This is a genomic window from Mizugakiibacter sediminis (genome assembly GCF_000953855.2).
GTDB classification, from domain to species: Bacteria; Pseudomonadota; Gammaproteobacteria; order Xanthomonadales; family Rhodanobacteraceae; genus Mizugakiibacter; species Mizugakiibacter sediminis.
On sequence record NZ_DF970168.1, the window covers coordinates 1 to 12,375 of the forward strand.

General features: G+C 68.2%; 5 protein-coding genes. 3 read left to right on the forward strand and 2 right to left on the reverse strand.

The window, feature by feature from the left end; all coding sequences use genetic code 11:
- The coding region (locus MBSD_RS05040; RefSeq protein WP_148667808.1) for an NHL domain-containing protein at positions 1-7,988 on the reverse strand (7,988 nt) is incomplete at its 3' end.
- 265 nt (positions 7,989-8,253) lie between these two features.
- Here MBSD_RS05040 and MBSD_RS05045 point away from each other — a divergent pair.
- From MBSD_RS05045 to MBSD_RS05055, 3 genes are read left to right on the forward strand one after another with little or no spacing between them, the layout of a single operon-like run.
- Positions 8,254-9,276 carry a two-component system sensor histidine kinase NtrB gene (locus MBSD_RS05045; RefSeq protein ID WP_062535671.1) on the forward strand — a complete coding sequence of 341 codons (1,023 nt, stop codon included), beginning with the start codon at positions 8,254-8,256 and terminating at the stop codon, positions 9,274-9,276.
- On the forward strand, positions 9,273-10,679 hold the full coding sequence (gene ntrC / locus MBSD_RS05050) for a nitrogen regulation protein NR(I) (protein WP_062535673.1): 1,407 nt from the start codon (positions 9,273-9,275) through the stop codon (positions 10,677-10,679). The genes MBSD_RS05045 and ntrC overlap by 4 nt, the downstream gene beginning before the upstream one ends.
- 10 nt (positions 10,680-10,689) lie before the next feature.
- On the forward strand, positions 10,690-11,148 hold the full coding sequence (locus tag MBSD_RS05055; protein WP_062535676.1) for a GNAT family N-acetyltransferase: 459 nt from the start codon (positions 10,690-10,692) through the stop codon (positions 11,146-11,148).
- A gap of 19 nt (positions 11,149-11,167) precedes the next feature.
- Here MBSD_RS05055 and MBSD_RS05060 read toward each other — a convergent pair whose 3' ends face one another.
- Complete coding sequence (locus MBSD_RS05060) at positions 11,168-12,307, reverse strand: hypothetical protein (protein ID WP_062535678.1); 1,140 nt, start codon at positions 12,305-12,307, stop codon at positions 11,168-11,170.
- Positions 12,308-12,375: the final 68 nt, after the last annotated feature.

Sequence of the window (12,375 nt, forward strand, 5' to 3'; positions counted from 1 at the left end):
TGGCCGTCGATCACGTACTGGAGATCGGTGCCGTCCGGCTGCCGCACCCCGCGCAGGTTGCCGAGCACGTCGTAGGTGTAGCGCGTCGTGCCGATCGCCGTGGTCTTGCTGGCGAGTTCGCCATTGGCCGTGTACGTGTAAGTGGCGTCGCCCCAGGCCAGCAGGCGGTCCTGGTCGTCGTACCGCGCCACGGTCTGTCCGCCGATGGATACGCGGTTGCCGTTGGCGTCGTAGCCATAGGCGCCGAGATCCACCCCATCCTGCTTCACATCCGCCAAGCGCCCCTGGGCGTCGTAGGTGTAGTCATAGGCGTGATGCGCGCCCGCTACCGTCTCTTCGCGTCGAGTGATGCGGCCGACGGCGTCCCGGGTGTACGTGACGTCGTACAGCGATGTGCCGGCGTTGGCTGCGGTCAGCGTCGCGAGCTCACCGAAACCGGTGTAGGTCTGCGCGGTCTGCACCGCTCCTTGCGCGGTGGCAATGATGCGGCCATTGCCGGCGTCGCGCGTCACGGACAGATCGCCCGCCGCGGTCAGCAGGCCATCGTCGTCGTAGCCGTAGGCGACGCCCTGACCGTTCACTGCCAGGCTGACGACGCGGAAATTGGCGTCGTAGCTGCGCGTGACGCTGCCGGTGATCGTCCCACTCCAGGTGACCCCCGTCGGAAGGAAACCGTCCCACGTGTAGGCAAGCGCTTCGTTGCCCGGCGCCAGGATCGAACTCAGTTGACCCGTCTTCGCGGCATAGCCGTACTGGTAGCTGCCCGTCGGTGTGGTCAGCGTACTCAGCCGCCCGCCGGCGTCGTAGCCAAAACTGACGACAGCGCCATCCGGGCGTGTGATCTGGGTGATCTGACGATCCTTGTTGTACTGGTACTGCGTTGCCGGTGCGCCGACGTCTGCCACCGCGGGCGGCGTGTAGCTCTCGGTCTGGTCCACCGGCGTGTAGGTGAAGCCGTGCGCGGGACGGCCGGGCGGGGTGAGCGACGTCAGGTTGCCGTTGGCGTCGTAGCCGAAGTCGATGACGGCGCCGTCGGGCAAGGTCTTCCGCGTCACCCGGCCTGCGGCGTCGTACTGGTACGACACGGTGCGGCCGAGCGGATCGGTGACCGATTGCAGCCAGCCCTTGGCAGGACCATCGGCGTAATAAGCGTAAGTCGTGGTGCGTGTGGCCGTACCATCGCTGACGCTGGCGCTCAGCAGTCGCCCGGCGGCATCGTAGGCCATCGCAACCGGTGCCACGCCGGCGACGGCAATCTTCACGGGTCGATCCAGCTCATCGACGGTCGTCGTGGCCGTGCGGCCGGCAGCCGAGGTTGTCGTCCAGCTGCGGCTGACGGGATCGTAGTCGCGGGTCGTCGTCTTGCCGTTGGCCGTGAAGATTTCCCGAAGCGACGACAGACTGAGCAGGTTGCTGGGCGTCTGCAAGGTGACGCTTCGTGCCTCTCCACCGCTCCAGGTGAGACCGCTGGGCGTCTTGATCGTCACGTTGCCCGCCGTGGGCGCTTGCATGCCGAAGCGCGGGTCGGCCGACTCGGTCACCGTGGTGACGGTGCCGTCAGCGGCGGTGGTGATGCGCTGTCCGCCTTGCGTGATGACCAACGACGAAGTGGTACCGTCCGGCGCGGTGGCCAGATCGAGGTTGCTGCCATCACTCCGGGTGGAAACCGCAAAGGTGTTGGTGCGGCCCATGGCCGAAGTCATGGCGACCGTGTAGTCGCCGGACTGATCGGTAGCGCCCGTGCGCGCCAGCGTCCAGCCGCCGCCGATGGCGTTGACGTTCTTGCTCAGAAAGCCGTTGGCGTCGTAGACGTACTGATCGGCGTTACCGCGCGGATCGGTGAAGCTGGTGAGCTGACCGCTCACCGTGTCGTACACCATCGAATAGGCGTGCTTCGCCGGATCGGTCACCGACGTCAGATGCAGATGATCGTCAACGCCCAGCGTCGTCGTTTGGCCGTCCGGCGCGGTGATGGAGAGCGGCTTGCCGTTCGCGTCGCGCGCAATGGTGGTGGTTCGGCCCTCGGCGTCCGTCAGACTCGCAAGCAAGCCTGATGCGTCGTACTCGAACGTGTAGATCGAATTGCCGGTGATCGCATCCAGCGTCTTGATGTGCTGGCCGCGCGGGTTGAAGACGTAGAGCTGCCGCCCGCCTTCGGACGCAACGAACACATCGCCGAGGCTCAACTGCGGCAAGGCCGGCGCTATTCGAATGACACGCGCGTCGTACAGCTCTGGCAGGTAGATCGAGCCATCCGGTCCGACATCAAAAGCGTTGAACTGACAGCACGTGCTCTCCCGCACAGACTGTGCCGGCAGTCCGCCTGCAGGGAAAGGAGGGTTGCCGTTGTACCTGATGCTGGAACATCCCACGACACAGCTTACCCATCCGCGCGAGTCGAGCCGGATGATCTGGCCGTAGCCTGATTGATAGATCGACCCATCCGGCCCCCGCGCCAAGCCGTCCGTCTGGGGGATGTAGGTCCCCAGCCCGAGCGTTGGATTCGGCGATACGTGGGGTCCCCCGTTGGGCCCATATCCCGCCAGCTTGAGCAGGCGGCCTTGGGGGGTTAGTTCCTTGATCTCTCCCAGCAATGCAGTGGAGTCGCCAAACACAACGTCTCCACTGTTGGCAAAGGCAAGCCCACCTATGCCGTAGTCAAATCCTCCGCCAAGCACGAAATGAAGTACACCCGCAGGATCGATTTTCCATAGCCCTTGGACGCCATAATGATTGTTGCCATTACTGAAATAGATGGATCCATCTTCGGAAACGACGAATAGGCCATTGATGTACATCCCCATCGATGACTGCCCGTCTACAAGAGGCTTAGTGCCGCCACCTGCAACCAAGACGCCCATGCCGTCGGGCGTGATGCGAACCATGCCGTTCTGGGCATTGATGTAGAGGCTCCCGTCCGGGGCCGTCGCCATGAAGTCGATACGAAGCCGCGTTGATGTTGCCGATATAGGCGTCGTGGAGAAGGAGCTGTTTCCGACCAGCCCGCACTTCCCGGCAAATGTGGAAATGATTCCTGCCACATCGACCTTACGGATACAGCCTTCCGCGCTATCCCAGATGTAAACTGTCCCGTCGGGAGCGACCTTCACCACTGCGGGATCCCACAGCGTCGCCTGAGTCGCAGGCCCGCCGTCGCCACCCGCGCCAATGTGGTTACCGCCTTGGCCGGCAAAATTGGTGGCCATGCCTCCTTCGCCGTAATCCTGCGCAGACCGAATCGTGCCGTCGCCCTGATAGAGAATGTGTCGGAAGCTGTCGTACGCGTGGACTACATTCAAACTCCAGCGATCGGCACCCAGGGGCGATTCGACGCCCGGGGACAGCACCTCGGTCCAACGCCGCGCGGCTGCAACGCGATCGCCGTTGTGCGCGAATCCCGTCATCACCGCGTTGCCGGGCATTCCAAAATGCGAACCAGCTCCGGGCGTTCCGCCAATGAACGCGCCATAGGACGCCTTGTACACGTAGGCAACTACGATCGTCGCCGGAGTCGGGCCATAGACCCGCTGCCCATAAGCATTGAGGCCGTCCCAGGTCCAATTGAAGCTTTGTCCGGAAAGTGTCGGATCAAAGGTCTGCTCGACATGGCGACCGGCGATGTCGACCGTGACTGCGATCGACGACAGCAGACTCCCCACCCCAGCCGGAGGTGTGGCGGTTGTCACCGGGAAGGTGAGGGTTCGTTCATCGAGGCTCGTCGGCGAGCTGCTCTCGTAATGGAGAGCGTACGGCGTGCCTACGATGGGTATGGTTTCACCGACACGCTGGTTCTCCGCGTCGATTTCGCAACCGGAGCAGTCGTGGTTGTCCCGCGTGTCGCGCTGGGGCATGTTTGACTTCGGCTTGGGCTGTGCCGGCGGCGGCATGAGGTAGCCCGCCTGCGGGTTGTAGCCGAGGTTGAAATCCCAGGCGGTGAAGTGGCTGACGGGGATGCGCCAGAAGCTCTGGCCGGGAGTGAAGGTCGTCGCGATGGCGGCCAGTTCGGCGTTGTCGATGCCGTACATGCCGAGCGTGAGAGCCGTCGCGGGCGCTCCGGTGCCGTCGAGATCGAGTTGCGCAAGGCCCGTCGCGTCAAGGCCGAGCAACTTCACCACCACGCCGTCGAGCGCGCCTTTCCAGGCTCCGGCTTGCGGATCGTAGTAGCCGGCCGGTACGCGCGCCCCGGGAGCGAAGCCCAGGAAGTTGTTGACATACACCGGCAACGGACGGCTGAACTGCACGGTCGTTGCTCCCGCAGCCTGCGCTTCGTCGAGGCTGAGATCGACCGCGTAGGTATAGGCCGATGTCGGCGGCAGCGCCGCCGGCATGGCCGATGGACCAAGGGCTCCAACCGTGAACTCTGTCGCGCGCACGTGCGCGGCGGTGACGGTCTTCGTGGTTCCGTCCGGCATCACAGCCGTAGCCGTGGTGCCAGACGGAATCAACACGGTCGCCTGGCGGCTCCCGGCATCGTCGACCTGCACGCTACCCTGTGCCACCTGCGTGGCGTCGCTGCCAAACGTCACCGACGTGGCGACAGGGTCGGGCGCGATCATGACCAGCGGGTCGACGATGGTGAAATCGTGCCATGCCACATCGACGGTGCGCTGGATCGTCAAATAACCCTGCTTCGCGAAGCTCAGCACAACGCTCCCGCCGCCGTTGACCGCAAGATCGTATTGGCCGTCGGCACGGGTCAGCGTCTGGCCATATTCCGGATGGCCCAGCACCGTGATGGTGACGCCTGCGAGCGGTTGGTTGGTGCGGTCGCGCACCGCGCCACGCGCAACGGCGACATGCAGCGGATGAATCGTACCGGGTGCTACGCCGGTCTGGATCGGCTGCGGCCCGCTGTAGAGGAAGCCGACCTGGTCCTGGAACTGCGCGGCGATCGTGGGTAGCGACTTGGGCGCTACCGTGGCCGGATCGGGTGGCAGATGGCTTGCCTCGATGGTGGCCGATGCCTTGGTGATATTGCCGGCGCCGTCCTCGATCCAGACCGAAATGGGATCCGACGCGCCGGCGGCCAGAGTCGCGGAGAAACTGCCGTCGGCGGCAGCCGTCACCGAGACGGTTGCACCTGTAAGAGTGTCCGTCAGCACGATCGTCGAACCCGCCTCGACGCTGCCGGGTTTGCCAGTGATCGTGACCTTGCCACCGTCGGGACCAGTCACGACGATCAGACCAAGATTCGGCTGCGCCGGAGGCACCGTATCCAGGGTGATCGTGACTACCTTCGTTGTCGTGTTGTTCGCCCGATCGATGGCCAGGAGCGTGTAGGTGTTGCTTCCTTCCTTCAGCACAATCGGCAGGCTGAAGCGCTGCGAGCCGTCGACCGTCACCGGCGCTTCGTTGACAGTCAGGCTGGAAATTTCGCTGAGCGTGCCGGCGAGCTCGAGGCTGGCTTGATTGGTCAGCGTCGTGGTGGGCGATGACAGCGTGATGGTCGGCGGCACCGTGTCCACGGTGACGTGCGCGATTGCGGCGGGTGACGCATTGCCCGCGTAGTCCTTCACCGTCACGCCCAACGCATGGGCGCCGTCCGCGAGAGGGTTAATCAAAGTGCACTGCGCGCCGTCGTCGCCTGCCTGGCAGGCCACTGCGATGGCAACGCCATCGCTGGTAATCGCAATACTGGCCGGATCCACGCCGGAGCCGACGTCAGCGTAGTGCAGGGCGAGCGTCGGCCGGTTCTGGTTGGTATAGGTGCCGTCGGCAGGTGCGGTCAAAGTCACGGCCGGCGGTACGGTGTCGACGTAGAGGGCGATCTGGTGAATGCCGTCATTCTCGCCTTCGTGGCGGCCGTGATCGTCGTCATCCTGCCGGCGGGCGTTGGTATCCATGGACGCCCATGTACGACTGTCGAGCTGCTGGCGTCGCTGCCCATCGATGGCGATCTGCGCCAGATAGCGGCGACCGGCGACCCAGACGCTGTGATTCAACGGATCGGCGGCGAGTCCGACGAGCTTGTCGTCGTCACCGTGGCCGTGCCACCAGCCGTCCCATTCCTGGGAAATCTGTGCGAGCAGGCCACTGTCGTCGCTGTGGGAGCGCCCTTTCCCGTCGGCCGCCTCAAACGGCCTCAACGCGAATTGCAGCTTGGCGGCGCCATCGAAGTGGGCGAGCGCACGATCGCCAATCGCCCATAGCCCTCCAGCCCCGTCAGACACGATTGCTTCGATATCGCCGTCGAGCCTGGTCTCGACAGCCACGCTGCCGTCCGCCTTCAGCCGCGTCAGGGTGTGGTCGAAGACGAGCCAGAGCTGATCGAGCTTCGCGTCATACGTCATCGCCTCCGGCCTGCGTTTGAGGGCCTGGCTGAACTGCACGCCCCCTGTCGCGTCATACGCGACCAGTGCGCGATTTTCGGCCACCCACAGCCACATCCGATGCGTATCGAGCGCGAGCGCACGGACTTCATGGTTGAGCGGATAACTCGCCTGCCGTTGCCCTTGACGGTCGAAGCGATGCAAGGTGTGCCCAAGGCCGAGCCACACGACGCCGGACGCCCCATCCACGGCCAACACGGGCTGATCGTCGTCTTCGCTTCCGCGCGGTAGCTCCACCTTGACGCGTTGCGCGCCCGTCGCATCGAAGGCGACCAGCGTGTGGTGGCGGTACGCCCAGACTTCGTCGCGCTGGCTATCGACAGCCAGCGCCCGCGGATGCTCGAGTACGTCCAGATCGGTGGCGACGCCGGTGTCAGGCGCGATCTTGTACACGTCGTGTCGCGCCGTGACCCACAGCGCGCGAGCTTCGTGTTGCGACACGGCGGCTGTCTTCCCGCACGCCAACCCCGAGACGCCGCACGCAGCATCGGTGGGCGTTTCCGGTACGGCTTTCGCGGAGGCCGATGTCGGCGCAGCTTCTCGTGTCGACGCTTGCGCCTCCGGGGCGACTACGCTCGTCGCACTCTGTGCGGAACGAGCTGATCCCTGCCATTCCCGCACCGTAGTGGTGGTTTCCTCCGCTCGCCCGTGCGGCGCGACCTGAACAATCACGTGCACTTGCGGCCATTGCTGGATGTCGAACCACAGGTGCTCGAGGCCGTCGTCGCCGAGTCGTACCACTTGGCGGTGGCCGATCAACCACACCCCTCCTAGGGCGCGGTCCACCACCGCGGCGACGATCGTGTCCGCCTGCGCGTCAGGGCGCGCTGCACCGAACGCAGCCGGTCGCACCTGCTGGAGCAAGAAACCGTGCGCATCGACGTGCTCTGCGGCGGTCAGGCCGACCGCCCACACGCCTCCCGCGCCGTCGGTCGTCAGGTGGCGCGGGTCGACGCCCCCTGTCGAGGCGGACAGCAGAAGGCGCCCCTCCTCGTCGTAGCGACGGATCGCGGCAGCGTCGGTCGTCCAAAGCGCGCCCGAGTCCGGAGCAATTGCGACGGCAGGCGTGTCGAGGCTCCAAGCATGCTCGATGGCGCCATGCATGTCGTAGGCAATCATGCGATTGCCTGTCGCGACCCATGCGAGCGCTTGTGCCTCATCGAACGCGAACGCCCGGATCGCCTGCTGCATCTCCATGCGTTTCAGCACGCGGCCGTCGAAATCAACGAGCAGGAGGGTCTTCTCAGTCGCCACCCACACTCGTTCGTTTGCCGCATCGACGGAGATTTGCGCCGTTTTGATTGCGGCGAGCTGCGTGGATAGGTCGATATCGGCAAGCGTCGCGCCCACGTTATCGACGGCGATCAGGTGCCGCTTCTGCAGCACCCACACCAGCCCGTCCAGATCGTCGGATGCTAATGCGAGCGGTGAGTCGATTGTTGCGATCACCTGTGGTTCTGCGCTTACGCCCGACAATGGCAAACGCAACAATCGATGATCGTCGACCACCCAGAGATCGGAGACCTTACGTACCGCCTCGGGCGAAAGTGCCGAAGATGCGAGTGCAGGCTCAGGAAGCTGTGTCGCTCCCGCCACAAACACCACGATGGAAATGCACAGCGCCACGGCGGCGCCGCGAGCACGCGCGAGTACGTCCATGTCTTCCCCTGAGGATAATCCGTTGCATTAACCTTGCACCGGTGCTGTCTGGATTTATAGCATGCCATCGATAAAGTGCACTACCACACATATTGGAATTTGTTGCGAACGGTGTGTTTGGCCGCTGAGACGTCATTGGAATTGCGCTCCATTGGGAACGGAGGTCAGTCAGACGACCCGCGGATGCCACAGCCCGGCTAAGCACCGCTAGCAGAGAGACCGGATAGAACTGCCGAAGCGCCTCGCTACGCACTATGATGGTGCAATGCACCCGCATGGCCCCATCGACGCGACGCCCCTGCTGGACCAGCTCGCCACCGGCGTGGCCTGGCTGGACGCGGGGTTGATCCTGCGGCGGGTGAATCCGGGGTTGGGCGAGCTGGTGGGAGTGGGCGCGGCGCGGCTGGTGGGGAAGCCCCTGCAAGTGCTGGCGCCGGCGGAACCGGCGCTGGTGGCGCTGGCGCGGCGCGCGCTGGACGAACGCCGGTTGCTGCGCGTGCGCGACCTGGCGGTGTGTGCGGCGCCGGGCGCGGAGGTGCGCCTCGATTTCTGTTTCAACCCGCTGCCGCAGGGCCTGCTGCTGGAGGCGCAGCCGGCCGCGCCGGCGCAGGCGGAAGCGCCGCGGCTGTCGGAGTCGCTGCGCGGTTTCGCGCACGAGGTGCGCAATCCGCTGGCCGGCGTCTCGGGCGCGGCGCAGTTGCTGCTGCGCAAGCTGGAGGAGCCGGCGCAGCGCGCGCTGGCCGAGCTGATCCTCACCGAAGCCGGCCGCCTCGCCGCGCTGACCGAGCGCCTGCTGGGCGCGCGCGGCGCGCTGGCGCCGGCCAGCGTCAACCTGCACGGCCTGCTCGACCGCCTCGCCGCCCTGCTCGGCGCCGAGCGCGCCGACCTCGCCATCGTGCGCGACTACGACCCCAGCCTGCCGGCGGTGCGCGGCGACGCCGACCGCCTGCTGCAATTGCTGCTGAACCTCGGCCGCAACGCGGTCGAGGCCGGCGCGGCGCGCCTCGTGCTGCGCACGCGCGCCGAGGCCGGCGTGCGCGGCGGATCGGCGCGGCGCTGGCTGCGCGTCGAGGTCGAGGACGACGGCGCCGGCGTGCCGGCCGCGCTGGAGCAGACGCTGTTCCTGCCGCTGGTATCCGGCCGCGCCGAAGGCAGCGGGCTCGGCCTGGCGCTGGCGCGCGAGATCGCGCGCGAGCACGGCGGCGAGCTCGAGCACCAGCGCCGCAACGGCCTCACCTGTTTCGTGCTGCGCCTGCCCGTCGACATCGCCGAAGAGTCCACGCCATGAACGCGCCGAGCGCTCCCGAAATCTTCGTGCTCGACGACGACCGCGGCGTGCGCTTCGTGCTGGCCGCGGCGCTGCGCGAGGCCGGCTACGCGGTGCGCGAATTCGCCGCGGTCGACGACGCCGCGCGCGCGCTGGCGCGCGCGGCGCCCGCGCTGCTGCTGACCGACGTGCGCCTGCCCGACGGCGATGGCCTCGCCCTGCTGGCGCGCGTCAAGCGCGAGCTGCCGGCGCTGCCGGTGATCGTGATGAGCGCCTACACCGACGTCGGCAGCACCGCCGCCGCCTACCGCGCCGGCGCGTTCGACTACCTCGCCAAGCCGTTCGACCTCGACCAGGCGCTGGCCGCGGTGCGCCGCGCGCTGGACAGCGCGGCCGCCGCGCCGGCGGCGCCACGCGGCGAGGAGACGCCGGCCGCGCTGCTCGGCGAGAGCGCGCCGATGCGCGAGGTGTTCCGCCTGATCGGCCGCGTCGCCGCCAGCGATCTCTCCGTGCTGATCGTCGGCGAGACCGGCACCGGCAAGGAGCTGGTGGCGCGCGCGCTGCACCGCGAGAGCGCGCGCCGCGAACGCCCGTTCGTCGCCCTGAACACCGCGGCGATTCCCGCCGAGCTGCTGGAATCGGAGCTGTTCGGCCACGAGGCCGGCGCCTTCACCGGCGCCGCGCGCCGCCATCACGGCCGCTTCGAGCAGGCCGAGGGCGGCACGCTGTTCCTCGACGAGATCGGCGACATGCCGCTGGCGCTGCAGACGCGCCTGCTGCGGGTGCTGGCCGGCGGCGAGTTCTACCGCGTCGGCGGCCGCGAGCTGCTGCGCGCCGACGTGCGCGTGATCGCGGCGACGCACCAGGACCTCGACGCCAAGGTGGCGCGCGGCGAATTCCGCGCCGACCTGCTGCACCGCCTCGACGTGGTGCGCATCCGCCTGCCGGCGCTGCGCGAGCGCCGCGAGGACATCCCGCTGCTGGCGAAGCATTTTCTCGCCGCCGCCGCGCGCGAGCTGAAACTGCCGGAAAAGCGCTTCGCGCCGGCCGCGCTGAAGGCGCTGGCCGCGCTGGACCTGCCCGGCAACGTGCGCCAGTTGGAAAACCTGTGCCGGCGCATGGCGGTGATCGCGCCGGGCGGCACGGTGCTGGCCGAGGACATCCTGCAGGGCGGCGCGCCGGCGAGCGCGGCGGGCAGCGACTGGAGCGACGCGCTGCGCGCCTGGGCCGACGCCGAACTGGCGCGCGGCGCGCACGACCTGCACGCGCGCGCCCGCGCGATGCTCGAGCGCGTGCTGCTGGACGCCGCGCTGGCCGCGCACCACGGCCACCGCCAGCACGCCGCGGCCGCGCTCGGCTTGGGCCGCAACACGCTCACCCGCAAGCTCGGCGCCTCGCGGCGCCGCGCGCCGCGCAAACCTTGAGAGGACGAGCATGGACACGATCCGCATCCGCGACGCCGCGCGCGCCGACATTCCCCGCCTGGTCGAGTGGAACGCCGCGATGGCGCGCGAGACCGAGGGCAAGACGCTGGACCCGGCGGTGCTGACGCGCGGCGTGACGCGCGTGTTCGACGAGCCGGCGCGCGGTTTCTACCTGGTCGCCGAGCGCAACGGCGAGCCGGTCGGCTGCCTGCTGGTCACGCACGAGTGGAGCGACTGGCGCGACGGCGACTTCTGGTGGATCCAGAGCGTGTACGTGGCCATGCCCGCGCGCCGCTTCGGCGTGTTCCGCGCGCTGTACGCCGAGGTCGAACGCCGCGCGCGCGTGCGCGGCGACGTCTGCGGCCTGCGTCTGTACGTCGAAACCGAGAACGCACGCGCGCAGGCGACGTACAGCGGCCTCGGCATGCAGCGCTGCCACTACTACATGTACGAGGCGCTGCTGCGCTGAGCGGCGAACCCGGTCGGCGCTAGTGGGTGGCGGCGGTCGACGGCACGGCCAGCGCGCGCGCGTCCGCGTCGAGCACGATGCGGCCGAGCCGCTGCAGGTGCGGCGCGGCACCATAGCGCAGCGCCAGCGCCTCGCACAGCGCGCCGAGCGCGGCGCGCGTCAGCGGATAGCCGTGCGCGAGCAGGTGCGTGCCGCCGGGCGCGGCCTGCGCCACGCTGACCGCGACCACGCCGAGGCCGGGCGCCTCGTGCGCGTGCAGCGTCGGCGCTCCCAGTTCGGCGCGCGCCGCGGCCAGCGGTTCGATCACGTAGCCGTCGCGCGGCGTCTCGCCGCCGATGCGCAGCGGCAGGTGGTGCGCGGCCAGCAGCGCGGCCGACTGGCGCAGCTCGAACAGGCTGCCGGCCCAGGCGTACGCGCGCTCGCCGGCGTCGATGCCCTGCCCGGCGGCGGCGTACCAGCGCTCGAAGCTCGGCAGCGGCGCTTCGATCGCGCCGTCGGCGTAACGATAGGTGACGCCGCGCGCCGACATCGCCTCGTGGCGCCGCGCCGGACTGAGCAGCGCGACCTCGATCAGCTCCCACAGCGCGGCCAGCGTGGCGTGCTCGTATTGCACGCAGGTGATCGCCAAGAGATCGTGGCGCGTCAGGTAGCGCGCGTGCTCGAGGCGCACGCCGAGCAGGCGCATCGCCAGATCGGCGGTGCGCTCGCCGGCCTGGCCCTTGGCGATCAGTTCCGTCTCCATCGCCTCGCCGAGCCGCTGCGCCAGTTCGGGCGGCGCCTGCAGCGACCACGGCAGGTAGCGCATCGGCGCCTCCGCGTAGGCGGCATCGGGCGTCAGCGCCGCGGCCGGCATGCGGCCCTCGTGCGCGCCGAAGGCGAGCACGTGCGCTTCGTCCGCGCGCGGCGCGCGCGCGGCCAGCGTGTCCAGCGCCGCCCACACCGGGAAGCGGGGACGCAGCAGCTCGACCGCGTCGAACAGCGCGCCGGCCAGCACCAGCCGCGTCTGCGCGACCCCGGGCAGCAGCGCGCGCAGGTCGTCGGCGATGTACGCCGCCAGCGCATCGGCCTCGTCGCGGCCGAAGGTCAGCCGCGGCGGCTTCTCGCCCGGCATGAACTCGAGGGCGAGCACGGCGGGACAGGCGACGGTTTCGCTGGACATGCGGGGCTCCGGGTGGCGGCGAAACCGCGGCCGCGCTGGGAAAAAGAAAGCGATTTTAGCAGCCGCGC

Excerpts from the sequence above, each read along its gene's own strand:
- MBSD_RS05060 (WP_062535678.1), bottom strand. The coding sequence starts at position 12,307 with ATGTCCAGCGAAACCGTCGCCTGTCCCGCCGTGCTCGCCCTCGAGTTC.
- ntrC (WP_062535673.1), top strand. The coding sequence starts at position 9,273 with ATGAACGCGCCGAGCGCTCCCGAAATCTTCGTGCTCGACGACGACCGC.
- MBSD_RS05045 (WP_062535671.1), top strand. The coding sequence starts at position 8,254 with ATGCACCCGCATGGCCCCATCGACGCGACGCCCCTGCTGGACCAGCTC.
- MBSD_RS05055 (WP_062535676.1), top strand. The coding sequence starts at position 10,690 with ATGGACACGATCCGCATCCGCGACGCCGCGCGCGCCGACATTCCCCGC.